Raw genomic sequence first — 26829 nt, forward strand, 5'->3', positions numbered from 1 at the left:
ACACTTTTCTCTTTTATGCCCAGAATGATTAAATCCGGCCTCATTCAGATGAGTCTGCCGATGACTGAAGGCGAAGGCACGATGGCCGAAATTATGGAAGCCATGGTGCAGAAGCACATTCCACTCATTGAGGAAGCCGGCCGCCAGGGCGTGCAGATTCTGTGTTTGCAGGAAATCTTCAACACGCCCTACTTCTGCCCCGGCCAGGACAAGGCCTGGTACGCCTCGGCCGAGTCGGTGCCCGGCCCCACCACGGACCGCATGGCCGAGTACGCCAAAAAGTACGACATGGTCATCATCGTGCCCGTGTACGAGCGGGAGTCGGCCGGCTTCCTCTACAACACGGCCGCCGTGATTGACGCCGATGGCACCTACCTGGGCAAATACCGCAAGAACCACATTCCGCACACCACCGGCTTTTGGGAGAAGTTCTTCTTCCGCCCCGGCAACCTGGGCTACCCCGTGTTCCAGACCAAGTATGCCAAAGTGGGCGTGTACATCTGCTACGACCGCCACTTCCCCGACGGCGCGCGGGTGCTGGGCCTCAACGGCGCGGAAATCGTGTACAACCCTTCGGCTACGGTGGCGGGCCTCTCGCAGTACCTCTGGAAGCTGGAGCAGCCCGCCCACGCGGCGGCCAACGGCTACTTCATGGGCTGCATCAACCGGGTGGGCGAGGAGAAGCCCTGGAACCTGGGCCGCTTCTACGGCACCAGCTACTTCGTGGACCCGCGCGGCCAGACCATCGCCCAGGCCTCCGAGGACCAGGACGAGCTGCTCATCGCCGACTTCGACCTCGACCTGATCGAGGAAGTGCGCAACACCTGGCAGTTCTTCCGCGACCGTCGCCCCGAAACCTACGAGAAGCTGGTGGAGCTGTAATTGAGTTATGAGTTGGGAGTTGGGAGTTATGAGTTGTTTCCGGGTGCTTGGAAATTCATGATGAAGGAGAGCATAATTCAGCGCAAGTCTTATGACTTTGCTTCGCGGATTGTAAAAATGTATAAGTATCTGACCAGTGAGCAACGGGAATTTATTCTCTCGAAGCAAGTGCTCAGGAGCGGTACTTCAATCGGCGCTAATGTGGAAGAAGCACTAGCGGCCAGCTCGACTGCCGACTTCATTCATAAACTCACTATTGCGGCCAAAGAAGCCCGCGAAACTTCCTACTGGCTCCGGTTATTACACGATAATGAATTTCTTCCTGGTCCGCTGTTTAATTCTATACATCAGGAAAACGGGGAGATTATCAAAGTCCTGTCCAGCATCTTGCTCACCACCAAAGCCAACGCAAAAGCAACGCCCCCAACTCATAACTCCTAACTCAAATCTCATAATTCAAAAGAGCTGTGGCCGAATACTCTACCCCTACTTCCGAGCCGGAATTCGACGCGAACTTTGCTCAGCTCAAGCCCCGGATGAACAGCTCCGAGGCCTTGTTTGAAAGCTCGCGCTGCCTGTTCTGCTTCGATGCCCCCTGCATCCAGGCCTGCCCCACGGGCATCGACATTCCGCAGTTCATCCGCCAGATTAACTCCGGCAACGACACCGGCGCGGCCCGCACCATCTACGAGGCCAACTACTTCGGCAACGCCTGCGGCAAGGTTTGCCCCACGGAAGTGCTCTGCGAGGGCGCCTGCGTGTACAACCTCCAGGACGTGAAGCCTATCGAAATCGGGCGCCTCCAGAGCTTTGCCACCCGCAAGGCCATTGAGGAGGAAAAGCCGCTCATGGCTCCCGGCATTCCCAACGGCCGCAAGGTGGCCATCATCGGGGCGGGTCCGGCCGGCATCAGCTGCGCCTGCGAGTTGCGCACGCTAGGTTACGCGGTGGACGTGTTCGAGGCCAAAGCCCAGCCCTCGGGCCTGACGGTGTACGGCGTGGCGCCCTACAAAATCACCAACGAGGAAGTGCTGGCCGAAATGGCTTACCTCCAACAGCAGCTCGGCTACTCGGTTGCCTACAACGCGCCCATCCGCTCCCGCGCGGAATTGCAGCAGTTGGAAGAACAGTACGACGCCATTTTCCTGGGCATCGGCCTGGGCAAAACCAGCACGCTGGGGCTGCCCGGTGAAGACCGCGAAAACTGCGTGGGGGCCGTCGAGTTCATTGAGCAGCTGCGCCTGAACCACCACGGCACTGCCGTGGGCCGCAAGGTCATCGTGCTCGGCGGCGGCAACACGGCCATGGACGCCGCCTCGGAGTCCTCGCGTATGGGGGCCGACAGCGTGATTCTGGCCTACCGCCGGGGAAAAGAAGACATGGGCGCCTACGAGTTTGAGTACGACCTGGCGAAGGGCGTGGGCGTGAAGGGCCTGTTCCACGTGGCCCCGGTCGAAATCATGGGCAACGGCAAGGTGGAGGGCATCAAGTTCATCCGCACCGCCCTGCACGAGGGCCAGGTGCAAACCGTACCCGGCTCCGAGTTCATCGAGCCCTGCGACATGGTGATTAAAGCCACCGGCCAGGCCAAGCAGACCGAATTTCTGGGCCTGATCGAAGGCCTGAAAACCGACGGCAAAGGCCGCATCATCGCCGATGAGCGCACGGGCCAGACCACCAACCCGCAATACTTCGCCTCCGGCGACGCCCGCAACGGCGGCGCGGAAGTCGTTAACGCCGCCGCCGAAGCCAAAGCCACGGCGCGGGGCATCCACGAATACCTGAGCAAGTAATCACAACTGGAACTGTCATCCTGAGCCTGCGAAGGACCTAATGCCAGCTGCCCATTTTGCCGTAAATCAATTATCCGGAAAGTAGCGGTGGCCGTGATAAGGTCCTTCGCAGGCTCAGGATGACAGAATCGAAAAAAACCATGCCCGACCTCTCCATCAATTTTGCCGGCATCAAATCCCCGAACCCCTTCTGGCTGGCCTCGGCCCCACCCACCAACTCCGGCTACCAGGTGATGAAAGCCTTCGATGCGGGCTGGGGCGGGGCGGTGTGGAAAACGCTGGGCGTGCCCGTCGTGAACGTGTCGAGCCGCTACGGCAGCGTGAACTACCGCGACAAGCGCATGATGGGCTTCAACAACATCGAGCTGATTTCGGACCGCCCCCTCTCCGACAACCTGCGCGAAATCGAGGAAGTCAAGAAGCGCTTTCCAAACCACGCCGTCATTGCCTCCCTCATGGTGCAGAGCCGGCAGGAGTGGCACGACATCGTGCGCCAGAGCCAGGAAGCCGGGGCCGACGGCATCGAGCTGAACTTTGGCTGCCCCCACGGCATGTGCGAGCGGGGCATGGGCTCGGCTGTGGGCCAGGAGCCCGACGTGCTCCAGACCATTGTGGAGTGGGTGATGGAAGTGGCCAAGATTCCGGTGATTGTCAAGCTCACGCCCAACATCAGTGACATTACCGAGCCCGCGCTGGCCGCCCGCCGGGGCGGGGCCGACGCCATTTCGCTCATCAACACGATTCAGAGCATCGTGGGCGTCGATCTGGACCTGTTCGCGCCCTATCCCATCGTGGACGGCAAGGGCTCCAACGGCGGCTACTGCGGCCCGGCCGTGAAGCCCATTGCCCTGAACATGCTCAAGAACTGCGCCCAGCACCCGGGCGTGCGCCTGCCCATCTCCGGCATCGGCGGCATCGAAACCTGGCGCGACGCGGTGGAGCACATCCTGCTCGGGGCCAGCAGCGTGCAGGTCTGCACCGCCGCCATGCACTACGGCTTCGGCATCATCCGCGAGATGACCAGCGGCCTGGAGCAGTACATGACGGATAAGGGCTTCCACACCATCTACGACTTCGTGGGCAAAGCCCTGCCCAACGTGCTGCCCTGGGAAGAGCTCAATATGAAGTACAAGGTGACGGCCAACATCCACGCGGAAAAGTGCATCGGCTGCCAGCTCTGCTACACCGCCTGCGAAGACGGCGCCCACCAGGCCATCCAGCTCAATGCCGGCACCCGCGTGCCCGAAATCATCGAGGCCAACTGCGTGGGCTGCAACCTGTGCTCCCTGGTCTGCCCCGTGGAAGACTGCATCACCATGGACCGCCAGGACGATGGCACGGCCCACCTCACCTGGAAGGAACGCACCGCCGCGGGCGACATCCCCACCGAGTTCAACGACGAAAAAGCCGGCGGCCGCCACCACTGGGTGCCCGAGCCCGCCGCCGCCCTGGGCAAGGAGAAGCACAAAACCCTGCCCGGCAAAGCCCGGCAGTACCCTTCGGCGGCCGAGGTGCCCACTACGCAAGCCTAATCGGCCAGCATATACCGCTGGTATCGGCCCGGAAATCTTTATCGGTTTCCGGGCCGACGTGTGTCGGAGCAGCAGTGTCTGATTGGGAGGGGAGAGAAGCGGCCAGTTGCGGGGCTGACCGGCTAAAGTCCTACTTCGTTCTATATAGCGAACTGGCCTCAAAGATATCCACATAGCAAATCGGGACTTGGGGAGCGGAGAGGCCTTTTCAGGGGTAGTGCTTCCCCGTAATCCACATAGTTTTCCACGTTCCCAAGACCTGGGCGCATAACCTGTGGATAATGGTGGGGAAACCTGGGGATAATGCGTGGAGAACTTGCGGAGAAGTTTTTTTGGCTTCCTGCTCCCGTTAACAGGGGTTCCTTTCCCCACACCGGGTGTGGATAGCGGTGGATAACTATCCCCCGAAAATGCCACAATCCACACTGGCTCCGGGCTGTGGATTGTGGATTTCTGGATAAGTCCTGTGGATTGTTAAAAACTGCTTTAACCCGCTGACGAAAAGCCATTTATTATCCACACACCCTGTTGATGGACGGTGGATAAGTCGATTCTTGTACACATGTTATCCCGACGGTGGATAACTCCTGAATCTTATCCACTTATCAACAGCCCTAACGATGGGGGACAAAAAGAATTTATTTAAAAAAAGAATCTTAAAAGTTATTAACCCTGTGGATAAGCGGACCGGACTTCCAACTCCTGGTTGGCACCCGGTCCGGCAGTCGCTTCCGGTTGCCGCCAGGAGCCCGCCGGGCCGGGAGCAGTGCGGCGGTCCGGCGGTACCCCCAAAACAGGCGCGAGTCTGGCGGAAAAAAGAACTGCCGAACTGCCCGGGCCTGTTATCCACTTACCCACTGCTGTTACGCAGTAGCCGTTGAAGCATTCGTTTTTCGTTGCTCGTTTTTCGGGGCTGATTCGTCTTCATTAACCAATCAGCCCCGAAAAACGAGTAACGAAAAACGAAAAACGACCTGCCACCGCAGCTACCGGAAGCGACCTGCGTAACAGCAGTTACCAAGAGAGCATTATCCACCGAAAACCCGCAGTTATCCACGGCTTTTCAGAATTTTGGGCTTCCGAGGCAGCCTCCGGCACCGGAGCGGCGTATAAAAACGCCCCGCCCACGGCGCTTGCGCCCATTACCCCCGCCGCTCATGCCCTTCGACTACACGCTGGACTTTCGGACCGTGGACTTCCGCCAACACCCGGAACTCTACCAGGTGGGCAAGGGCGAGCAGGGCGTGCTGCTGGTACAGCCCTATAAAGGCGAGATTCTGCCCCACTGGCGCTTCCGCACGCCCGAAGTGGCCCGGGAGTCGGCCGCTACGATTTACGGGCTGTTTGAGGCCTACCTGGCGCAAGACGATTTCGTGGGGGCCGACATGGCCCGCAAGTTCCTGCAGATGGGCTACACGCGGGCCCGGCGCTACGCCAACCACCAGGGCGGGAAAAAGTACGCGGGACCCGTGCCGGCCGATAAGAAGGGCCAGAGCGGCGCCCATGGCCGGCCGGAGCTGCCCCGTTCGCCCGAAGACCCCGTGAAGGCCGAGGCCGCCGCCCTCTTCAAGCTCCGCTGGGATGAGGCCCGCGCCCACCCCGCCTACCAGACCCAACGCGCCGCCTTCGAAGACCGTTACGGCAAATGACCCTTTGAAACATCTACCTTTGCTTTCCTCAACCCTCTACCTTTTCAAGACCCCCGGCAATGCAGACTTCCGCCCAACCCTCCAGCACCGAAGAAAACGAAATCAGCCTCGGCATCGGCATGGGCCCGCTCAAGTTCGGTGCCTCCATGGACGAGGTGCGCGCCCTGATGGGCGAGCCCGAAGAAATTGAAGAGTCGGAAGACGACGACGAGTTTGAGCACCAGGCCTGGAACTACCTCGAAGAAGGCTACTCCCTGTATTTCGACCGCGAAGACGACTACCGCCTGAGCTGCATCGAAACCGACCACCCCGGCATCCGCCTCTACGGGGAAGCCATCCACGGCAAGAGTCCCGAAGAAATTCAGGCCCTCATGAAGCGCCACGGCCACGAACAGAGCGAAGTGGAGAAAATGGATACTGGCGAGATGCGCATCTCCTACGAAAAGGAAATGATTGATATGTATTTCGACGAAAACGAACTGCAATTCGTCAACTTCGGCGTCTTCATCAACGAAGACCTGGAGGTGCAATGGCCCGCTTAGCGCTGAGTTGTCCACAAATACCCCGTAAATGCTTGTGGATAAGTTGATAACTCGCTAATAATCCGGAGTTTTCAACAGTGTTTCCCACTTTGAGGCTATTAGTCGGCCTCAGCCTCAGCGGCCTGATAGTCAGCCCAACAGCAAAAAAGTCCCGCCGGAACCGGCGGGACTTTTTTGTGTAATTACAAGATGGAGCTTGTTCTTTCTTGCGCCGCCTACGAGGGCATCAGGGCGCGGAAGAGCAGGAACAGACCACCCGAAAGGGCCATGGTTACCGGCAGCGTGAGCGCCCAGGCCAGACCGATGTTGCGCACCATCTGGGGGTTGAGGTTCTTGATGCCGCGGTTGGCCACCATGCTACCCGCAATGGCCGACGAGAGCACGTGCGTAGTGGAGGAAGGCAGGCCCATGGCCGAGCTGGCCCCGATCATGGTGGCGGCTACCAGCTCCGAGGAAGCGCCCTGGGCGTAAGTGAGATGCTCCTTGCCGATGCGCTCCCCGATGGTTTTCACGATGCGCTGCCAGCCCACCATAGTACCTACGCCGAGCGAGATGGACACGATGACGAACACCCAGGTGGGGGCGTAGTCCGTGAAGCCTTTCATGTTGTCCAGACCCGTCGACAGCGTCGTCCGGTCGAGGGTGCTGAGGCGTACTTTGTCGCTGTCCTGAATCTTCTTGGCGCGGTTCGAGAGTAGCAGAATGGCCTTGCGAATCTCGAAACGGGCCTGCTGGGGTAGTTGTTCCACGGTCTGGGCGCTGGCGAAAATCTGGTCCAGCGTATTGGTCTGGGCCTGAATTTCGGCTACTGCTTTCTTGTCCACCGTGCTCAGGTCGTTCACGTTCACGCGGCTCATCACCTGCTCCACGCGCACCAATGAATCGCGCATATCGAGCGGGTTCTTGCTCTGATCGAGGGCGAAGTAAGAGGGCACGATGCCAATGAGGATGAGCATAATCAGGCCCACGCCCTTCTGGCCGTCGTTCGAGCCGTGGAAGTAGCTTACCAGCGTGCAGGTAACCACCAGCGTGAGGCGGATCCAGAGGGGTGGGGGCTTGCGCTTGTGGGGCTCCTTGAAGATGACCTTGCTGGTAGATACCCGCTTGAGAATGAACATCATCAGAATGGTGAGCGTGAAGCCGAATACGGGACCCACAATCAGGGCCAGGCCGGCCTCACCGGCCTTGGCCCAGTTCACGGCCGCGTCGTGCACGCCGGGCAGCAAGCTGTAGGCAATACCCACGCCCAGGATGGACCCAATTAAAGCGTGCGACGACGACGAGGGCAATCCGTAGTACCAGGTGCCCACGTTCCAGATGATGGCGCCTATGATGAGGGCGCCCACCATGGCAATGCCGTGGTACACGTTCTGGTCCACTAGGCTTTCCACGGGCAGCAGGTACACGATGCCCATGGCCACGGCAATACCGCCGGTGAGTACGCCAATGAAGTTCCAGAAGGCCGACCAGATAACGGCCACCCAGGGACGCAACGCGTTGGTGTAGATAACGGTAGCCACGGCGTTGGCCGTGTCGTGAAAACCGTTGACGAATTCAAATGCGCAGGCGGCCATCAGACAGACGACGAGCAGCAGCAGCACATGAGGCTCTAAGCCAAACATACGGGGGGGATTAGTGAGAACTCAGGTTTAAGTCATCCCAAAGGTAAACGGACCCTTAGGCGGGGCAAGATTATGAAATTGTTACCGGACCCGTTCAGTAAGGGGGGCGGTTGAGGCGCTAAACGCAGGCTGTCAACAATGGTTGAAGAGGAAGCCCGGCCTAAAGAAGCGGCTTTCGGTAAGTGATTGGCGAAGATCTATTCTAAGAAGCCTCAACTATTGCTCAGCAGTTGAGATGCGTGTTAAAGAAATAATATTACTGTTCTAATATGTTTGAATACCTTTGATCTTTCCGTTCTTATTCTCTCTGAAAACAAACTTTAATGAAAAAGCTCAGCTACCATTTAGGCGCTGCCTTGTGCAGTGCCTTGCTATGTTGCTCCTGCGAACGTCCGCTTGATGACATGGCCATCAGCCCCAAGATCAATAATGGTCCCAAAGCCATTGCCAATGCCCCTTACATAGAGCAGGTTGCCTACACCCATCAGCACCTCGATGTAGTGGGGAAATCTTTACTTTATGTTTTGAACGACAAATAAAATAGAACTATTTTATTGGCGGAGCTTGATAAAATAGTTTCGGAGGAGAAACAAATTATTTTAAAAAAATTAATTGGTATATATAAAATAAATGGCATTGATCTTGTTGATGAAATGATCCAGGTATCTGGTAAAATAGATGGTCAAGCAGATGTCGTTGTAAGTTTAAGAGCCTTTAATGGAATAGATAATATTGATTGGAAAATAAAGATATATATTCCGTCATATAATGATTTAAAAGACCAAGGAAAGTTGTTGAATGGTAAATATTCTTTGTTTTCGTATGCTGGAGAAAACGATAAAGATTTTCCGTTTTTTAATGGGTATAAATATGATAATAAATTTGAAAAAATATTTATAAATGAAAAATATGTTAACAAAAATCCAGTGATAATTATTTCTCTTGATGAGAAGATTAATAGAGACGAAGAAGATAAAGCAATTAAAAATTATTCTTCTACATCTAATAGGCCAACTGGGACTACTGTAAATGCTGCTATTGGACTTATGTCCGTGAAAGAAAAGAAAGAGAGCTGGCCAGCAGGTGCAAGTGACATAGCCATTGCTGGAAGTATAGTTTGGAATAATGCCTCTAATACTAATCCTTTCAATCCTCCTGCTCCAAATGATGTTCCTACTTCCTTCTTTGTAGGATCTGGGCTTCCTAATTATGATTTTAATGGATCTAGTATTAGAGATTTTTCACGAAAAGAAGTCGATAAGCAAACTTGGGTAGACGTTAACGCTAGGTTAGTTTCCAGTTGGAACCCATATTGGTATCCTAGTCCTGGTTATAAGAATAGTTACGATAGAGATGCTGATCATGCTTTCTATATTGTATACGAGGCGGATCCCTGGCCTACTGGTGAAAGGACTGCATCATTTCAAAATAATCTCAATCTGCGAATTTCTTATCGGTCAGATGATGGAGTCTATATACAAGAAATCATTACGAGAGATCAAAGTATTAGAACTAATTCAGATAATCCCTGGTATTCTACAGGAGATTTTGGAAATCCGTTCTTCTACCAAGGACATCAAGTTATTGTAAACAGCATACAATATCAGGTAGGTGATGAACGTTACTAATTGATGAAAAAAATATTAAAAATTAGTAACATGAAAACTAAGGAAAATAAAAATCTAATAACTTGGATCCTTATTTTGATTATTATTTTTTTTGCAAATTTAGCTAATAGTCAAAATTTATCAGGCAAGATTACTTTAATTTTAAGTCCATCCATAAAAATAAGAAGTACCTTAATGAATGTCTTCAATTTTAGGGCTATTAGATATGATCCATTTATCGCGTATGACTATGAAAGAAATTATCAAGTTATAGCGTTAGGGCCTAGCGTAGAAGTAGGAAATAAATTAAAAATATCATTTGTTCCATATTTTAGATACGGTTACCTACACTCGTATTGGAGTAAATATGGTATAAAAGATAAGAAAGGAATTTCTATTGATTTAGATTTTCATGTGAATAAGACTATAAATGAATCTAGAATAAGGTTTTTTCCACATAGAATTATGCTGGGTGTAGGTATTCAAAATGTTGGGCAATCTTATATGACTAATTATCTTACTAAACAGATAAAATTAAAGCCAGAGAATAACAGCGTTGACGGAGGTTTTGGTTACATTAGTAAAAATAAAAAATTTGTTTATGATATTGCGGCTCATTATTTATACAATGGAATTTTAGACAACCGAGATGATAAGTTCCTGTGCTATTCTTTCACGTTTCGCTACAATCTGTGGCAAAAAACCCTTTTCGGGGATCTGGCAGAGGCGGCTAAGTAAGCAACAGCAGAACTACTAACTTTGCCCCTTATGAGCAACGCCCCCAAACCCGCCGCCGCCGCCACTACCGAAGGCACGCTGGCCAATATTGTGTCGCACGCCAAGGAATATGGCTTCGTATTCCAGTCATCGGAAATCTACGACGGCCTGGCTGCCGTGTACGACTACGGCCCCAACGGCGTGGAACTCAAGAACAACCTCAAGCAGCTTTGGTGGAAGGCCATGACCCAGCTCCACCAGAACGTGGTGGGCATCGACGCGGCCATCTTCATGCACCCGCTCACCTGGAAAGCCTCCGGCCACGTCGACGGCTTTTCGGACCCCATGATTGACAACCTCGACAGCAAGAAGCGCTACCGCGCCGACGTGCTGCTCGAAGACCGGGCCGCCGAGCACGAGAAGAACGGTGAGCTGGCCCGGGCCGAAACCCTGCTGGCTGAAATGGGCCGTCTGCTGACCAGCGAAGATCTGGCCGGCGTCAAGCAGCTCATCATCGACGAGAAAATCGTGTGCCCCGTCAGCAAAACCGGCAACTGGACCGACGTGCGCCAGTTCAACCTCATGTTCAGTACGCAGGTGGGGGCGGTGGCCGAGGATTCGAGCCAGATTTACCTGCGCCCCGAAACGGCCCAGGGCATCTTCGTCAACTTTTTGAACGTGCAGAAATCGGCCCGCCAGAAGGTGCCGTTCGGCATTGCCCAGATCGGCAAGGCCTTCCGCAACGAGATTGTGGCCCGGCAGTTCATCTTCCGCATGCGGGAGTTTGAGCAGATGGAGCTGCAATTCTTCGTGCGCCCCGGCACCGAGGGCGAGTGGTATGAGCATTGGAAAACCATGCGCCGCCGCTGGCACGAGGCCCTGGGCCTGCCCGCCGCCAAGCTCCGCTTCCACGACCACGACAAGCTGGCCCACTACGCCAAAGCCGCCGTGGATATTGAGTACGAGTTCCCGTTTGGCTTCAAGGAAATCGAGGGCATCCACTCGCGGGGCGACTTCGACCTGACCCAGCACCAGACGCTGAGCAAGAAGAAGCAGCAGTACTTCGATGCCGACATCGACCCCGCTACCGGCAAAGCCTACGGCAACTACGTGCCCTTCGTGGTGGAAACGTCGGTGGGCGCCGACCGCCTGTTCCTGGCCACGCTCTGCCAGGCCTACCAGGAGGAAACGATTACCGAGGGCGAAGGCGAGCAGCAGCAAACCAAAACCCGTACCCTGCTGCGCCTGCACCCGGCCGTAGCGCCCATCAAGGCGGCCATCTTCCCGCTGGTGAAAAAGGACGGCATGCCCGAGAAGGCCACCGAAATCTTTAACAGCCTGCGCCACGATTTCCGCGTGATTATGGAGGAGCGCGACGCTATCGGCAAGCGCTACACCCGCCAGGACCTGATCGGCACGCCCTTTTGCATCGTGGTGGATGGCCAGACCCTGGAGGACGACACCGTGACGGTCCGCCACCGCGACTCGCGCGAGCAAACCCGTATGCCGATTGCCGAGCTGCGCGCCTACATCGGCGAGGCCGTGAGCTTCTCGCGCATATTTGAGAAGTTGGAAGGCTAGGAGCCGGAACGCAAAAAAACTGTCATTCCGACGAAGGAGGAATCTGAGTTGAATCGTTGAACGAGCCTGTTCAACGATTCAACTCAGATTCCTCCTTCGTCGGAATGACAGTTTTTTTAAACTCTTCTATACGTCCTCAATCAATTCTCGCTCAGCCACTGGGTGGCGTCGCGGCGGGAGGTGAAGTAGTTGAACTCCACCTGGGCGGGGGGCAGGGTGGAGGAGGCGATGGAGCTGCCGATCTGGTACTGGTACTGGCCCTCGGATACGACGGCAGCAATGAAGAGTGGGCGTTTGGGCTGCTCAGCCAGGGCCTCGGTGAGGGGGGCCAGCAACTCCTCCATATCATCGGTCGGGGGGGCGTTGCGCTTCAGATCCAGGAGCAGCTTGCCCACGTTCTGGGTCAGCATTTCTTCCAGGGCCCGTTGGTAGGCCTGGCCGAATGAAATAGACAACGCCGTGGCGTTGTAGCTCAGGTGCAGGGTTTCAGATACCGGATTGTACGTCAACGACGCATCCGGGGAATGGTACAAGGTCATGTTAAAAGAAAAAATAACAAGCCGAAAGGAGTAGAGTGCAATTTTTCAGCTACGCAACGACTTGAATTGCGCATGGTTACGAGATATAGGGCATAAAATGTTCACTATATTCGGAAGAAAAAACGCTTTTTCCAATTGTGGTGCCGTTTGGATGCCGGGAGTCCCTGCGGGTTTAACCGCTGATTCTCACCCGCAACCTGCCCGGGGTTGCGTACCTTTGCTGCATTTTAACGGCCTATGTGGAGAAACCTTGCCCTGTTTGTGATTAAGAATCGTCGGCTGCTGATTGGGCTGCTGGTGGTGATTACCGGCTTCATGGCCTGGGAAGCCCGCAAGGTGGAAATGACCTACGATTTCGCCCAAGTCGTGAGTCCCGACGATCCGGACATGGTGTACTTCCAGCAGTTCAAGCGCCAGTTTGGCGAAGACGGCAACGTGCTCGTGCTGGGCATGCAGGATAGCTCGGTCTACGAGCTGGGCAACTTCAACGAGCTGCGCCTGCTCACCGACACGCTCAGCGCCGTGGAAGGCGTAAACGGCGTGCTGGGCGTTCCGCGCCTGCCGCGCCTCGAAAAGGACACCACGGCCCGGACCTTCCGGGCCGTGCCCATCTTCCGTAACCCGCCCAAATCGCAGGCCGAGCTCGACTCGCTGATGCGCGTCGTGAACGAACAGGAGTTCTACAAGGGCCAGCTGATTTCGCCCGTTACCGGCGCCACCCTGCTGGCCCTTACTCTCGACCCTAAGTACCTGAATTCCAGTCGGCGCGGGGCCGTGATGGACGAAATTCTGGCCCATGCCCACCGTTTCGAGCGCAAAACCGGCATCCGGCTGCACTACGCCGGCCTGCCCTACGTGCGGGCCACCATGACCACCAAGGTGGCCTCGGAAATGAAGTTCTTCGTGGCCCTGACACTGGTCATGATGGCCCTCACGCTGCTCATGTTCTTCCGGACCTGGTCGGCGGTGGTGTTTCCGCTGCTCATTGTGATGATTGTAGTCATCTGGTGCATCGGGAGCATGGTGTTGCTGGGCTACAAAATTAACCTGCTCACGGGCCTGATTCCGAGCATCATCATCGTTATCGGCATTCCCAACTGCACCTACTTACTCAGCCGCTACCACTACGACTACCGCAAATCGGGCAACCAGGTGCTGGCCATGACACGGGTGGTGCGCAAAATTGGCCTGGTTACCCTGATGAACAACACCACCACGGCCATTGGGTTTGTGGTGTTCTGCTTCACCAACATTGCCATTCTGTTCCAGTTCGGGTTGGTGGCCACCATCAATATTTACGTCGCCTTTTTGGTGTCGTTTATTCTGATGCCTATCATCTTCACCATTCTGCCGCCGCCCACGGCCAAGCAACTGGACCACCTCGAAGCCAAGCCGCTCATTAAGCTGCTCGAATTCTTCGATTACCTGGTGCTGGAGCGCCGCCGCACGGTGTACCTGACGGCCCTGGCCCTGGCCGTGCTGGCCGGCGTGGGCGTGAGCAAGGTGAAGTCGGTTTCCTATATGGTGGACGATTTACCCAAGGATTCGACGGTGAATTCCGACCTCAAGTTCTTCGAGCAACACTTTAATGGGGTAATGCCGCTGGAGCTGGTCGTGGATACGGGCAAGGCCAAGGGCCTGCTCAAAATCAAGAACCTGGAGCGCATCGACCGCCTCGAAAAGTACCTGCGCACCCAGCCCGTGCTCACGAGCCCGGTCAGCATCGTCACGTTCCTGAAAGCCTCCACCCAGGCCTTCTACAACGGTAGCCCCGCCTTCTACCGCCTGCCCGACAACTCCGAGAAGAACTACATCTTCAGCTACCTGGCCCGCTCACAGTCGAAGCAGGGTTCGGAAGGCGCCCTGACCAGCAAGCTCATGCGCTCCTTCACCGACTCCACCATGCGGGAGGCGCGCATCTCGCTCAAAATTGCCGACATCGGCTCCCAAAACCTCGACACGCTGCTCAGCAAGCAGATCCGCCCCGAAATCGATAAGATTTTCAAGGGCACGGGCATGAACGTGAAGCTGACCGGCACCACCATCATCTTCACCAAAGGCAACGAATTCCTGATCGGGACGCTCAAAAGCAGTTTGCTGCACGCGTTCCTGCTGGTGGGGCTGGTGGTGCTGGTGCTGTTTCGCAGCATCCGGACGGTGTTTTTCGCCCTGCTGCCCAACTTCTTCACCCTGCTGCTCACGGGCGGCATTATGGGCTACTTCGGCATCCCGCTCAAGCCCAGCACGGCCCTCATTTTCAGTATTGCGCTGGGTATTGATGGCGACAACTCCATCCACCTGCTGGCCAAGTTCCGGCAGGAAATGGCCAGCAACGGCCGCCGGGTGCGGGCCGCCATCAGCACCACGCTTTCGGAGGCCGGCACGAGCATGATTTACACCAGCATCGTGCTGTTTCTGGGCTTTTCGGTGTTTGCCTTCTCCGAGTTCGGGGGCACTAAGGCCCTGGGCCTGCTCATGTCGGCCAGCCTGCTCATCACCAACTTCTCCAACCTGATTCTGCTGCCCTGCCTGCTCGTTACCTTCGAGCACGGGGCCGACGAAACCACCATCGACCAGTCGGCCATCAAGCACTACGATGACAACTACCACGCCGAGGACGACGACTTGGAACTGAATCTGGCGAGGATGCGGAAGAGTTAATTGTCCTCACTTTACGTCCTACGGTCGCCTCACCCCCTAGCCCCCTCTCCGAAAAGGAGAGGGGGGACTAGCCTAAAACTTACACTTGATTCTAGCTCTAATCCGTTGCGTCTAGCTCTAGTCCCCCCTCTCCTTTTCGGAGAGGGGGCTAGGGGGTGAGGCGACCGTGAGGCGACTAGAAATACCCAACATAAAATGTCCTACCCCGAATACAAGCAGCCGCTCAACTACGGCCAGGTTGGCACCGATATCCTGGCCTGGTGGAAGCAGAACAGCATCTTTGAGAAAAGCGTGAGCAGCCGCGAAGGCCAGCCCACGTTCGTATTCTATGAGGGTCCGCCCTCGGCCAACGGCGCGCCCGGTATCCACCACGTGATGGCCCGGACGGTAAAAGACATCTTCTGCCGCTACCAGACGCTGCTCGGCAAGCAAGTGCCCCGCAAGGGCGGCTGGGACACCCACGGTCTGCCCATCGAGTTGCAGGTGGAAAAGGAGCTGGGCATCACGAAGGAGGATATCGGCAAGAAAATCAGCATTGAGGAGTACAACCAGCGCTGCCGCGAAACCGTCATGCGCTTCAAGGCCCAGTGGGACGACCTGACCGAGAAAATGGGCTACTGGGTCGACCTCGACGACCCCTACATCACCTTCGAGCCCGAGTACATCGAAAGCTGCTGGGCGCTGCTCAAGAAGCTCTACGACAAGGGTTTTCTTTACAAAGGCTACACCATCCAGCCCTACTCGCCGGCGGCCGGCACCGGCCTAAGCTCGCACGAACTCAACCAGCCCGGCACCTACCGTGACGTGATGGACACGACCGTCGTGGCCCAGTTCAAGGTAGTGCGGGATGCGGCTTCGGAGAAGCTGTTCGCGGCGGATGATGCCGCGCCACTCCACATTCTGGCCTGGACGACGACGCCCTGGACGCTGCCGGCCAACACCGGTCTGGCCGTGGGTAAGAACATTCCCTACGTGCTGGTGCGTACGTTCAACCCCTACACCGGCACGCCCGTCCGGGTGGTGCTGGCAGAGGCGCTGGTGGGCAAATACTTCACCGAGAAAGGCAAAGAGGCGTCCTTTGAGGACTTCAAGTCCGGTGATAAAGTGCTGCCCTGGCGCATCGAAAACACCTTCAAAGGCGCTGACCTCGTCGGCATTAAGTACGAGCGTCTCTTCGGCCACGCCACTGGCTTCCCAGCCTTTGAAAACGAGGAAAACGCCTTCCGCGTGATTGTCGGCGACTTCGTGACCACGGAGGACGGCACCGGCATCGTGCACATCTCGCCCACGTTTGGCGCGGATGACTTCCGGGTGGCCCAGCAGAACGGCATTCCGGCGCTGATGGTAGCCGACGATGAAGGCAAGTTGAGCCCCATCGTGGACCGGACGGGCCGCTACGTGGCCCAGATGGGCGAATTCGGCGGCCGTTGGGTGAAGAACTACGACGGCCACGACCAGAGCGGGGCCGACTACAAAACGCTCGACGAAAGCATTGCCATCCGCATGAAAGGCGACGGCACGGCCTTCAAAGTGGAGAAGTACGAGCACACCTACCCGCACTGCTGGCGCACCGACAAGCCCGTGCTCTACTACCCCCTCGATTCCTGGTTTATCAAGACCACGGCCGTCAAGGACCGGCTCATCGAGCTCAACAAAACCATCAACTGGCAGCCCGCCAGCACCGGCACCGGCCGCTTCGGCAACTGGCTCGAAAACCTGGTCGACTGGAACCTGAGCCGCTCCCGCTACTGGGGCACGCCGCTGCCCATCTGGCGCACCCAGGACGGCACCGAGGAAATCTGCATCGGCAGCATCGAGCAGATGAAGCAGGAGATTGACAAGGCTGTAACGGCCGAAATCATGACCCACAACCCCTACGCCAACGGCGAAAAGGTAGACCTGCACCGTCCCTACGTGGACGATATTTTCCTGGTGAGCCCCAGCGGCCAGCCCATGTACCGCGAGCCCGACCTGATTGACGTCTGGTTCGACAGTGGTGCCATGCCCTACGCCCAGTGGCACTACCCGCTCGAAAACGGTGAGAAATTCCAGAAGAATTTCCCGGCCGATTTCATTGCCGAAGGCGTGGACCAGACCCGCGGCTGGTTCTTCACGCTGCACGCGCTGGCCGTGATGCTGGAAGACTCGGTGGCCTACAAGAACGTGATGGCCAACGGCCTAGTGCTCGACAAGAACGGCAACAAGATGAGCAAGCGCCTCGGCAACGCCGTCGACCCGTTTGCCACCATCAGCCAGTACGGCCCCGACGCCACGCGCTGGTACATGATTGCCAACGCCCAACCCTGGGACAACCTCAAGTTCGACGTGGCCGGCATCACGGAGGTGCAGCGCCGCTTCTTCGGCACGCTCTTCAACACCTACTCGTTCTATGCCCTCTACGCCAACCTCGACGGCTTCCAAGCCACCGAAACGGCCCGCGTGCCCCACCACGAGCTAAGCGAACTGGACCGGTGGATTCTGAGCAAGCTGCAATCCTTGATCAAGGAAGTACGCGGCCACTACGACGCCTATGACCCCACCAAAGCGGCCCGGGCCATCCAGGATTTCGTCACCGACCAGCTCTCCAACTGGCACGTGCGCCTCTCGCGGCGGCGGTTCTGGAAGGGCGACCTGACCCCCGACAAGCGGGCGGCCTACGAAACGCTCCAGGAGTGCCTCACCACCGTGGCCCAGCTCATGGCCCCCATCGCGCCCTTCTTCGCCGAGTGGCTCTACCAGAACATGACCGACGGCCTGCGCGCCGCCGGCGTTGCCGAAAGCAGCCCGTTCGCCCCCGAATCGGTCCACCTTACGCTTCTCGTGCAGGCCGATGAAACCCGCATCGACCCGGCCCTGGAGGAACGCATGGAACTGGCCCAGCGGATTTCCTCGCTCACCCACTCGCTCCGCAAAAAGTCGGTGCTGAAGGTGCGCCAGCCGCTTCAGCGCATTCTGGTGCCGGTGTTCAACGACAACACCCGCGCCCAGGTGGGCAAAGTGGAGGACCTGATCTGCGCCGAGCTGAACATCAAGCACGTGGAGTTCCTCGACGACACCAGCGGCGTGCTGGTGAAATCGGTGAAGCCCAACTTCAAGCGCCTCGGCCAGCAGTATGGCCCCAAGCTGAAGGTGGTAGGCGCGCGCATTCAGCAGATGACGGCCGAGGAAATCAGCACCATCGAAAAAACCGGCCAGCTGACCGTGGACATCGAGGGTGAAACCTACACCCTGGCCCCCGACGACGTGGAAATCCGCACCCAGGACCTGCCCGGCTGGCTCGTGGCCACCGACGGCGCCCTCACCGTGGCCCTCGACGTGACCCTGACCGACGAGCTGCGCCAGGAAGGCGTGGCCCGCGAGCTGGTGAACCGCCTCCAGAACCTGCGCAAAGACAGCGGCCTGGAAGTGCAGGACAAAATCCGCGTAACCCTGGGCCAGCAGCCCGAGCTACAAGCCGCCGTGCAGGCCTTCGGCGACTACATCCGGGAAGAAGTGCAGGCCCTGAGCCTGGATTTCGCCCCGGAAATCAGCGACGGTACGGTGCTCGAATTCGACGACTACTCGGTGCCCGCCCGCCTGGAAGTGGCAACTGCCTGAGCCTGATACCGGCTCACCAGCAAGGCTCCGAAACTACGGTTTCGGAGCCTTTTTTTGTGCGGCCCGGTCAACCGGCAGCCTCATTCTGGCACCGTTATATCGGCCTGCACTTCGGCCAGGGGCGCGGTGGCGCGGATAAAGTAGCGGTAGCGGCCTGGGCACAGCTGCAACGTTAGCGGCCCGGCCTGCGGGCCGATTTCAGAGGTGAAAACGGGCGGTACCTGGTCGGGGTGCGGGCCGCTGAGTTCTTCCAGCAGGTAGAGTTGCAGCACCCGGCGGCCGGTGGCACTGGTGGCCCGGTAGGGCGCGAGGTCGAGCGTGACAGGGCGGGCGTTGGTGGCGGCCGGGTAGGGCAGGGGTAGCCGCCGGGCGTCGAGGCGGTTGTACACCGTTATATCGGCCGTGCTTAAAAGGGCTTCGGGCGGGCGGCGGGTGGGTTTTTCCGGGTACAACAGCTGCTTGTAAATGCTCCGGGCCAGGCCCGGAGCCGCCAGCGAGTCGAGGTGCTGCCAGTGCGGCGGCAGGTGCAGCTCCTTGTAGGGAATGCACTGGTCGTGCTCGGTGTGGCTCTGGTTGACGACGACCACCGACTTGCCTCCCCAACCGGCCAGCAGTCGGCGGCGCACATCCCGCCACGACTCCCTGTTGTCCCAGTTGCCTTCGGACATAGACGTAAACAGCACCACCCGCGCGTGTTTGGGCAACTGCTCCAGGGCGCGCCGGAGGTTTTGTTGCTGCCGCTGGAGGTGCTCATTCTGGCGTCGTTCAGCGCCGAAGTCAGACGTATGCCGGATGACATGGTCGATGCCGGCCGGCTGGATGGTGTCGGCGTAGCCAACGAGCGTAAATCCCTGCTGCCGGGCGGTGCGGATAAGGTTGGCGAACTGGTACTCGGCCGCGAATTCGTGGCGGCTGACGGCTGGGTAGGGCTGCTGACCAAGCAGAGGGGCAGCCCCGTTGAGCGTACTCACCAGCAGGTAGCGAAATCCCTGCGCGTACAACTCGGGCAATAATTGCGCTACCAGCGTCCGGTGATGCGGCCGGTGCACATTTTCGTCGAACAGGGCCACCTGCTTGCCTTTCGTCTGGCGCAGAATATCGGAATGGGCTTCGTGGACCGAATAAATTTCGTCCGCCATGCAGCCAAAGGTGCCATCGGTGCTGTACTGGGGCTGCGGCAAGGAGATGAAGTCCAGGTCCGACTCGCTTCGTAGCCACCGTTGCGCGGGGGCATTCACGAACGATTCGTATTTGTCGAGGCCGTTTGCCAGGGCCAGGGTGGTGCGGTAAGCTATGGTGCGGTAGCGGTGCTGGTAGCGGGAGAGGCTGGAGTCGGCCGCGTACTCGGCAGGCGTAATCTGGTTGGCCCCGGCCGCGTGCCGGCCCTCCTGCAACGTAGCCAGCGCCGGCTGCGGGTTGCCGCCGGGAGCGTGCCGAACCAGGCTGTCGGCGTACCGGGCCAGGGCGGCTACATCGGGCAGGGGTGGGGTTCCGGGCAGTTCCAGGGCCGGGAAAATGCGGCTGCCGTACAGAATATCGAGGGTTCGTTGCAGGTTGGGGTACTGGCCCAGGCCCCCTCCGTAAGCCGCCCGCTCCACCTCGGCCCGCAAATAGAGCCAGCCGCCCGCTGGCAGCGCGCAGGCCAGCTCCTGGGTAAGCGGCGGGCTGCTGCTGCCCCGGTAGTAGCGCCCCGGCCGCCAGGCCTCGAAGCCCCAGCCCAGCCACGCTAGGGCAGCCCCGGTAGGCAGGTGTACCACCGTGAGGGTACTGCGGGGGGCGTTTTGCTGCCGGATAACGGCCAGCACCGAAGCCCCGGCCGCCGCCGCGGGGCCGGCCAGTTGCCCCAGCCGGGCCGTCAGTTCGGGTTCGGGGGGGCCGAGGGGGTGAGGCGTGGCCTGGAAGCTGGCCGGTAGTGCCAGCCGCAGGCCCAACCGCGCATCGGTGTAGGTCTGAGCCAGGGTATCGGGCTGTTGGGCGCGGGCGGGGCCACTAGCCAGCAGCCCCAGTATGCCTGACACCCTCAGGATTCTCCTCATTGCTTTGCTCATAACAGAACCGGATCAGGCAAACCGTACGAAACCCCGGGGGCGGCACCAGCCCGCTACCGAAAAGCAGTTTACGCAACCGCGCCCGGAAACCGGGGCCTTTGCCGTAAGTTTGCCCCCTGAATGCCGTTTAGCAATCCGCCGCACAAAGCCCCAAAAAAGGGGTTCAAACCGGCACAAAACCATCCTTCGGCCACATACTGCGGCGGCAGTGTGTTTTGCGGATCAGTTTAAAATTTCGCTTCTCTTTGTGCTTATGAAGTACTGGAAATATTACCTGGTGGCCCTGCTCGTCATCGTCATCGACCAACTCTCCAAGTGGGCCGTGCACCGCTACATGCCCATGGGCATGCCCGGCGAAATCCCCGTTTTCGGCGACTGGTTCAAGCTGCACTACATCCTGAATCCGGGCATGGCCTTCGGCGTGCAGCTGCCGCCGCCCTACGGCAAGGTGATGCTCACGCTGTTCCGGCTGGTGGCCGTCACGGGCATTGGGTACTACATCTACCGCCTCTGGAAGCAACATGCACCTAACGGCCTGATTATCTGCATCGCCATGATTCAGGGCGGGGCCATTGGTAACCTAATCGACTCGATTTTCTACGGTATCATCTATGACAACGCCCCTTTTGGTTCGCCCACGCCCTGGTTCCACGGCCAGGTGATTGACATGCTCTACGCCGACCTCTACGAAGGCATTCTGCCTTCCACCTGGCCACTGGTGGGCGGGTCCCACCTCTCGCTCTGGCCTATTTTCAACATCGCCGATTCCGCCATTTTCGTGGGCGTAGCCCTGATTCTGATTTTCCAGAACCGCTTCTACGGCGGCCACTTTGAAGCCGCCGAAGCGGAGGCGCAGGCCCGTCGCAACGCCGAAGCTTCGGAAGTGGCGTAAATGTCAGTTGTTAATTGCCAGTTGAATAGTTGAGGACTGACTGAAAAAACCTGTCATCCTGACGAAGGAAGGACCTTATCGCACTGAACAGTCGTAACAGAGACTCGTTTGGATGGGATAAGGTCCTTCCTTCGTCAGGATGACGGGTAGTTCAGGCAATTTTTAATTCTTCATTTTTAATTTTTAATTCAACCAATGCCCATTCTCTCCGTCCGCGACCTGACCATTGATTTCCACAGCCACCGGGGCAATACCCGGGCCGTGGAGGGCATCAGCTTCGACCTGCACCGGGGCGAAACGCTGGCCATCGTGGGTGAATCGGGCTCGGGCAAGTCGGTAACTTCCCTGGCCTTAATGGGGCTGATTCCGATGCCGCCCGGCCGGATTGCCAGCGGCGAGGCCCGGTTCCAGAGCGAGGCGCTGGGGGAGGTAGACCTGCTCACGCTCCGCGACGATGAGCTCCAGCAGGTGCGGGGCAACGACATCGGGATGATTTTTCAGGAGCCCATGACCTCGCTGAACCCGGTGTATACCTGCGGCAGCCAGGTGGTGGAAGCCCTGCGCCTGCACACCAGCCTGAGCGAAAAGCAGGCCCGGGTCCGCACCGTGGATCTGTTCACGATGGCCCGCCTGCCCCGGCCCGAGAAAATTTTCGCCAGCTACCCCCACGAAATCAGCGGCGGCCAGAAGCAGCGCGTGATGATTGCCATGGCCATGGCCTGCAACCCCGCCCTGCTCATCGCCGACGAACCCACCACGGCCCTCGACGTGACGGTGCAGGCCCAGATGCTACGCCTCATTGATGAGTTGCGCCGCGAGCACAACACGGCCGTCATCTTCATCACCCACGACCTGGGCGTAGTAGCCGAAATAGCCGACCGCATCCTCGTCATGTACCGGGGCCACGTGGTGGAGCAGGGGCCGGTGCTCGATATTTTCACCAACCCCCAGCACCCCTACACGAAGGGACTACTGGCCTGCCGCCCAAAACTTTCGGTGGGTCGCAAAAAACTTCCCGTAGTGGCCGATTTCATGCGTGAAACAGCCGACGGGGGCTTTATTGCCACTGAAACTTCCCCAGGTCAAGTGCCTGATGATGAAAGCGGTGCTGCCGACGCTGTGCCCTCTCACAGTGAGCGTGAAACCACCAAAATGTTCCCCGTGGAACATGGTGTTTCACGCCCCGTGGAACCGCATTTTGGCCTTGAATCGGCTCCCAGTGCCGAATCGGGCGTGGAACTTCCGCTCTCCTACGACCCGGCGAACCAGGGCTTAAGCCCTGGGCTAGTCAGGGAGCCGGGCATGGACGCGGATGTAGCGGCGGATGATGCCTTGGCCACTGACACGGCTTCCGCTTCTCGCTCCGTAGCCCAGGGTTTCAACCCAGGGACGCAGGTGCCGTTGCTGGCAGTGCAGGACCTGAACGTGCACTTCCCCATTCGCAAAGGGTTCTTCAACCGCAAGCCGGAGTTCGTGCGGGCGGTTGATGGGGTGAGCTTCGAGATTTACCCCGGCGAAACGGTGGGGCTGGTAGGGGAGTCGGGCTGCGGTAAGACGACGCTGGGCCGGGCGCTGCTGCGGCTGGTGGAACCAACGTCGGGCCGCATTCTGTTCGAGGGCGACGATCTGGCGAAGCTGCCGGCTGAGGCGCTACGCCGCCGCCGCCGCGACTTCCAGATGGTGTTCCAGGACCCCTACGCCGCCCTCAACCCCATGATGACCGTGGGCGAGGCCATTGTGGAGCCCATGCGGGTACACGGCGTAGGCGGCACCAAGCAGCAGCAAAAAGCCAAGGTGCTGGAGCTGCTGCGCACGGTGGGCCTGCGGGAGGAGCACTTTATGCGCTACCCCCACGAGTTCAGCGGCGGCCAGCGCCAGCGCATCTGCATTGCCCGCGCCCTGGCCCTGCAACCCAAGTGCATCATCTGCGACGAATCCGTGTCGGCCCTCGATGTGTCGGTGCAGGCCCAGGTGCTCAACCTGCTCAACGACCTCAAGCGCGAGTTCGGCATCACTTACCTCTTCATCACCCACGACTTGTCGGTGGCCCGGTTTATGAGCGACCGGCTGCTGGTGATGCGCCAGGGCCAGATTGTGGAAAGCGGCCCCGCCGCCGATATTTACGCCAACCCCCAGCATCCGTACACGCAACAACTGCTGGCCGCCATCCCCAAAGACACCCCCGCCGACATCCGGGCCGCCGTGGCCAGCCGGGCGTAAACTGAACGTCATGCAGAGCGGAGCGAAGCATCTCGCGTGCTGACGCAGGAGCACGTTGGCAACGTCAGCACGCGAGATGCTTGCTTCGCTCCGCTCTGCATGACGTTCGTTTACTACGCCAGCTAACCCCGATATAGTTATTCACCGTTATATTCCGTAGTATCTTACCAAGCCGGTTCGCCGGCCCCTTTTTCCATTTCCCGAAAGGCCCGGACAGTTTCCGGCTTTCCCCTCATTCAACCTCTGCCGCCTGAGAACAGACCATTACCGGCGGCCCGACTACATGAAACAACCCTCTTCCAAAGCCCCCCGCGCCCCCCGCGCGAAGGCCCAACCCGCCGCCGAAGCATCGGCCCCAGCCACCTCGGCCACCATCAGCCAGGACCAGATTATGCGGATTTTCCGCGACAACCCCGGTAAGGTGCTCACTTACCGCCAGCTTTCGCGCCGCCTCGGTGTAACCACCAAAGACCAGCGCGAAGTGGTGTTTGCCCACCTGCGCGAGCTGCGCCAGGACGACCAGCTGCTCCTGATTCAGAACGACGAGTACCGCCTGACCGACGAAGCGGCCGCCGCCTTCGAAGCCGCCCCGAAAGGCCGCATCAAGGGCAGCCGAAAAGCCAAGAACGACGGTGCCGAAACGGAAGCGGCCGAGACGCCCACCGAGCCCGGCGAACTGCCGCCCGGCAAGAAGCTGCCCCGCGGTGGCCGGGTGGCCGAGAGCGAGTTCGGCCAGGACCCCGTGGTGCACCGCCGCCGCGAGGCCGGCTTCGACTTTCCCGGTGCCAACGAGCCCCAGGCGCCCCGCCGCCGCCGCGAGAGCGGGGGCGACACCATTGTGGGTACCGTGGCCCTGGCCACCGACAAGTACGCCTTCGTGATTAGCGAGGAGACGGAGAAAGACGTGCGCGTGTTCACCGACCGCCTCCAGTTTGCCATGCAGGGCGACACGGTGCGGCTGCGGCTGCGCAGCTCCCGCGACGGCCGCCCGGTGGGCGACGTGGTGGAAGTGCTCGACCGCAAGCGCCCCGAAGTAGTAGGCCGCCTCCAGATCCGCGACAACGTGGCCTTCGTGAAGCCCGACAACCGTAAGCTGTACTTCGATGTGTACGTGAGCCAGGACGACCTCAACGGTGCCCAGCACGGCGAGAAAGTCCTCGTTCATGTAACCGAGTTTCCGGAGGAAGGCTCCGACCGTTCGCCCGCCGGCGTAATTGAGCGCAGCTTCGGACAGGCCGGTGGCAACGAGGCCGAGATCAACGCCATCATGGCCGAGTTCGGGCTGCCGTTTGAATTCCCGGCCGAGGTAGAGGCTGAGTCGGAGGAGATGAGCACCGAGATGGAGGCCGCCGAAATCGAGCGCCGCCGCGACTTCCGGGGCGTCACGACCTTCACTATCGACCCGGCCGATGCCAAGGACTTCGACGATGCGCTGTCGATTCAGCAGCTCGAAAACGGGCACTGGGAAATTGGGGTGCACATTGCTGACGTAACGCACTACGTGCGCCTCGACACGGCCCTGGAGAGCGAAGCCCGCCAGCGTGCTACCTCAGTGTACCTCGTCGACCGCGTGATTCCGATGTTGCCCGAGCGCCTGAGCAACGGCCTCTGCTCGCTACGGCCCAACGAGGACAAGCTGACCTTCTCGGCCGTGTTCGAACTCGATGAGAACGGCAAGCTCTACAGCACCTGGCTGGGAAAAACCATCATTCACTCCGACCGCCGCTTCGCCTACGAAGATGCCCAGGAGCGGATTGAGGGCCTCGATTCCGACTACACCCAGGAGGTGCAGCTCATGAACCGTATCGCCAAGAAGCTCTGCGCCGCCCGCTTCAAGCAGGGGGCCATCAGCTTTGAAACCCAGGAGGTGAAGTTCCGCCTCGACGAGGATGGCAAGCCCTTGGGCGTGTATGTGAAGGAGCGCAAGGATGCCCACAAGATGATTGAGGAGTTCATGCTGCTGGCCAACCGCAAGGTGGCCGAGTTCGTGTTCAAGCTCAAAAAGACCAAGCCGCGCTTCACGATGGTCTACCGCGTCCACGACTCGCCCGACCCCGAGCGGCTCCAGAACTTCGCCCTGTTTGCCAAGAAATTCGGCTACCAGCTCGACCTCAACAATCCCCAAAAAATCAGCACCGAACTCAACGGGCTGAACACCGAAGTGGTGGGCCGCCCCGAGCAGAACGTGCTCCAGACCCTGGCCATCCGGACCATGGCCAAGGCCACCTACACCACCGACCCGCGCGGGCACTTCGGCCTAGCCTTCGAGCACTACTCGCACTTCACTTCGCCCATCCGTCGCTACCCCGACATGATGGCCCACCGCCTGCTGGAGCACTACCTCGAAGGGGGCAAGAACGTGGAAGTGGAGCCCATTGAGGAGGAATGCAAGCACTCGTCGGAGCGCGAGAAACTGGCCGCCAGCGCCGAGCGCGCCAGCATCAAGTTCAAGCAGGTCGAGTTCCTGCAGGACCACATTGGCGAGCAGTTCACCGGCGTGGTTTCGGGCCTCACCGAGTGGGGCATGTACGTCGAAATTGCCGAGAACAAGTGCGAGGGCATGATTCGCATCAGCGACATTCCCGGCGACACCTTTGAGCTCGACAAGGACAACTACCGCCTCGTGGGCCACGGCAGCAAGCGCATCATTCAGTTCGGCGACGAGCTGCAGGTGGAGGTGAAAGCTGTGAACCTGCTCGACCGTACCATCGACTTTGCCCTCGTGGATGACCGCCCCGACGACGTAAAGCAGCGCGAGCAGCAGGAGCGCCGCGACAGCAGCAGCAGCCCCCGTGGCTACCGCCCCGAGCGCAGTGGCGGCAAGTCGGGCAGTGGCAGCAGCAAGGGTGGCCGGAGCGACGGTAAAAACAGCAGCAACAGCGCCGGCGGCCGCTCCGATGGCAAGAGCAGCAGCAAAGGCGGCGGGGGCAAGCGCCGCCGGTAACGC

Annotated in this window: 18 protein-coding genes; 15 read left to right on the plus strand and 3 right to left on the minus strand. The window is 58.7% G+C overall.

The window, feature by feature from the left end; translation table 11 throughout:
• Positions 1–15: 15 nt before the first annotated feature.
• The 6 genes from D0T11_RS15220 to D0T11_RS15245 all read left to right on the plus strand — a co-directional run bounded on the left by D0T11_RS15220 (position 16) and on the right by D0T11_RS15245 (position 6398).
• Complete coding sequence (locus D0T11_RS15220) at positions 16–882, plus strand: nitrilase-related carbon-nitrogen hydrolase (RefSeq protein WP_182888436.1); 867 nt, start codon at positions 16–18, stop codon at positions 880–882.
• 57 nt (positions 883–939) lie between these two features.
• On the plus strand, positions 940–1323 hold the full coding sequence (locus D0T11_RS15225; RefSeq protein WP_317127275.1) for a four helix bundle protein: 384 nt from the start codon (positions 940–942) through the stop codon (positions 1321–1323).
• A 26-nt stretch (positions 1324–1349) separates the two neighbouring features.
• On the plus strand, positions 1350–2675 hold the full coding sequence (locus D0T11_RS15230) for an FAD-dependent oxidoreductase (RefSeq protein ID WP_119656659.1): 1326 nt from the start codon (positions 1350–1352) through the stop codon (positions 2673–2675).
• 140 nt (positions 2676–2815) lie between these two features.
• Positions 2816–4207: an NAD-dependent dihydropyrimidine dehydrogenase subunit PreA gene (preA, locus tag D0T11_RS15235; RefSeq protein WP_119656718.1), complete on the plus strand. Its 1392-nt coding sequence runs from the start codon at positions 2816–2818 to the stop codon at positions 4205–4207.
• Positions 4208–5364: 1157 nt separating this feature from the next.
• Positions 5365–5856 (plus strand): DUF4385 domain-containing protein, encoded by a 492-nt coding sequence (locus D0T11_RS15240; RefSeq protein WP_182888437.1) that lies wholly within the window; start codon positions 5365–5367, stop codon positions 5854–5856.
• Positions 5857–5915: 59 nt separating this feature from the next.
• Complete coding sequence (locus D0T11_RS15245; RefSeq protein WP_119656660.1) at positions 5916–6398, plus strand: hypothetical protein; 483 nt, start codon at positions 5916–5918, stop codon at positions 6396–6398.
• 215 nt (positions 6399–6613) lie between these two features.
• On the opposite strand, the gene D0T11_RS15250 is transcribed toward D0T11_RS15245, so the two are convergent.
• On the minus strand, positions 6614–8020 hold the full coding sequence (locus D0T11_RS15250) for an inorganic phosphate transporter (RefSeq protein ID WP_119656661.1): 1407 nt from the start codon (positions 8018–8020) through the stop codon (positions 6614–6616).
• A gap of 323 nt (positions 8021–8343) precedes the next feature.
• Here D0T11_RS15250 and D0T11_RS22170 point away from each other — a divergent pair, with 323 nt between their 5' ends.
• Genes D0T11_RS22170 through D0T11_RS15260 form a run of 4 tightly spaced genes read left to right on the plus strand, consistent with a single transcriptional unit; the run spans position 8344 to position 11925 of the window.
• Positions 8344–8559: a hypothetical protein gene (locus tag D0T11_RS22170; RefSeq protein ID WP_147374679.1), complete on the plus strand. Its 216-nt coding sequence runs from the start codon at positions 8344–8346 to the stop codon at positions 8557–8559.
• Positions 8560–8574: 15 nt separating this feature from the next.
• The gene (locus D0T11_RS22175; protein WP_147374680.1) at positions 8575–9648 is read left to right on the plus strand and encodes a hypothetical protein; all 1074 of its coding nucleotides are present in this window, start codon (positions 8575–8577) and stop codon (positions 9646–9648) included.
• Between the two features lie 3 nt (positions 9649–9651).
• Positions 9652–10365 (plus strand): hypothetical protein, encoded by a 714-nt coding sequence (locus D0T11_RS22180; RefSeq protein ID WP_147374681.1) that lies wholly within the window; start codon positions 9652–9654, stop codon positions 10363–10365.
• Between the two features lie 30 nt (positions 10366–10395).
• Complete coding sequence (locus tag D0T11_RS15260; RefSeq protein ID WP_119656663.1) at positions 10396–11925, plus strand: glycine--tRNA ligase; 1530 nt, start codon at positions 10396–10398, stop codon at positions 11923–11925.
• A 140-nt stretch (positions 11926–12065) separates the two neighbouring features.
• Here D0T11_RS15260 and D0T11_RS15265 read toward each other — a convergent pair whose 3' ends face one another.
• A complete protein-coding gene (locus tag D0T11_RS15265) occupies positions 12066–12464 on the minus strand; it encodes a hypothetical protein (RefSeq protein WP_119656664.1) in 399 nt (132 codons plus the stop codon).
• A 237-nt stretch (positions 12465–12701) separates the two neighbouring features.
• Here D0T11_RS15265 and D0T11_RS15270 point away from each other — a divergent pair, with 237 nt between their 5' ends.
• The gene (locus D0T11_RS15270) at positions 12702–15125 is read left to right on the plus strand and encodes an efflux RND transporter permease subunit (RefSeq protein WP_119656665.1); all 2424 of its coding nucleotides are present in this window, start codon (positions 12702–12704) and stop codon (positions 15123–15125) included.
• 195 nt (positions 15126–15320) lie between these two features.
• A complete protein-coding gene (gene ileS, locus D0T11_RS15275; RefSeq protein ID WP_119656666.1) occupies positions 15321–18722 on the plus strand; it encodes an isoleucine--tRNA ligase in 3402 nt (1133 codons plus the stop codon).
• An 80-nt stretch (positions 18723–18802) separates the two neighbouring features.
• Here the strand turns inward: ileS and D0T11_RS15280 are convergent, their stop codons facing one another.
• Positions 18803–20740, minus strand: coding sequence for a hypothetical protein (locus D0T11_RS15280; RefSeq protein WP_119656667.1), 1938 nt, complete (start codon positions 20738–20740; stop codon positions 18803–18805).
• A 283-nt stretch (positions 20741–21023) separates the two neighbouring features.
• On the opposite strand from D0T11_RS15280, the gene D0T11_RS15285 reads away from it, so the two are divergent.
• The 3 genes from D0T11_RS15285 to rnr all read left to right on the plus strand — a co-directional run bounded on the left by D0T11_RS15285 (position 21024) and on the right by rnr (position 26826).
• Positions 21024–21662, plus strand: coding sequence for a lipoprotein signal peptidase (locus tag D0T11_RS15285; RefSeq protein WP_119656668.1), 639 nt, complete (start codon positions 21024–21026; stop codon positions 21660–21662).
• 195 nt (positions 21663–21857) lie between these two features.
• Complete coding sequence (locus tag D0T11_RS15290) at positions 21858–23882, plus strand: ABC transporter ATP-binding protein (protein WP_119656669.1); 2025 nt, start codon at positions 21858–21860, stop codon at positions 23880–23882.
• A 283-nt stretch (positions 23883–24165) separates the two neighbouring features.
• Complete coding sequence (rnr, locus tag D0T11_RS15295) at positions 24166–26826, plus strand: ribonuclease R (RefSeq protein ID WP_119656670.1); 2661 nt, start codon at positions 24166–24168, stop codon at positions 26824–26826.
• Positions 26827–26829 lie beyond the last annotated feature (3 nt).

The sequence above is a fragment of the Hymenobacter rubripertinctus genome (assembly GCF_003583925.1).
GTDB lineage: Bacteria > Bacteroidota > Bacteroidia > Cytophagales > Hymenobacteraceae > Hymenobacter > Hymenobacter rubripertinctus.

Excerpts from the sequence above, each read along its gene's own strand:
- D0T11_RS15220 (WP_182888436.1), top strand. The coding sequence starts at position 16 with ATGCCCAGAATGATTAAATCCGGCCTCATTCAGATGAGTCTGCCGATG.
- D0T11_RS15225 (WP_317127275.1), top strand. The coding sequence starts at position 940 with ATGATGAAGGAGAGCATAATTCAGCGCAAGTCTTATGACTTTGCTTCG.
- preA (WP_119656718.1), top strand. The coding sequence starts at position 2,816 with ATGCCCGACCTCTCCATCAATTTTGCCGGCATCAAATCCCCGAACCCC.
- D0T11_RS15240 (WP_182888437.1), top strand. The coding sequence starts at position 5,365 with ATGCCCTTCGACTACACGCTGGACTTTCGGACCGTGGACTTCCGCCAA.
- D0T11_RS15245 (WP_119656660.1), top strand. The coding sequence starts at position 5,916 with ATGCAGACTTCCGCCCAACCCTCCAGCACCGAAGAAAACGAAATCAGC.
- D0T11_RS15250 (WP_119656661.1), bottom strand. The coding sequence starts at position 8,020 with ATGTTTGGCTTAGAGCCTCATGTGCTGCTGCTGCTCGTCGTCTGTCTG.
- D0T11_RS22170 (WP_147374679.1), top strand. The coding sequence starts at position 8,344 with ATGAAAAAGCTCAGCTACCATTTAGGCGCTGCCTTGTGCAGTGCCTTG.
- D0T11_RS22180 (WP_147374681.1), top strand. The coding sequence starts at position 9,652 with ATGAAAAAAATATTAAAAATTAGTAACATGAAAACTAAGGAAAATAAA.
- D0T11_RS15260 (WP_119656663.1), top strand. The coding sequence starts at position 10,396 with ATGAGCAACGCCCCCAAACCCGCCGCCGCCGCCACTACCGAAGGCACG.
- D0T11_RS15265 (WP_119656664.1), bottom strand. The coding sequence starts at position 12,464 with ATGACCTTGTACCATTCCCCGGATGCGTCGTTGACGTACAATCCGGTA.
- D0T11_RS15270 (WP_119656665.1), top strand. The coding sequence starts at position 12,702 with ATGTGGAGAAACCTTGCCCTGTTTGTGATTAAGAATCGTCGGCTGCTG.
- ileS (WP_119656666.1), top strand. The coding sequence starts at position 15,321 with ATGTCCTACCCCGAATACAAGCAGCCGCTCAACTACGGCCAGGTTGGC.
- D0T11_RS15285 (WP_119656668.1), top strand. The coding sequence starts at position 21,024 with ATGAAGTACTGGAAATATTACCTGGTGGCCCTGCTCGTCATCGTCATC.
- D0T11_RS15290 (WP_119656669.1), top strand. The coding sequence starts at position 21,858 with ATGCCCATTCTCTCCGTCCGCGACCTGACCATTGATTTCCACAGCCAC.
- rnr (WP_119656670.1), top strand. The coding sequence starts at position 24,166 with ATGAAACAACCCTCTTCCAAAGCCCCCCGCGCCCCCCGCGCGAAGGCC.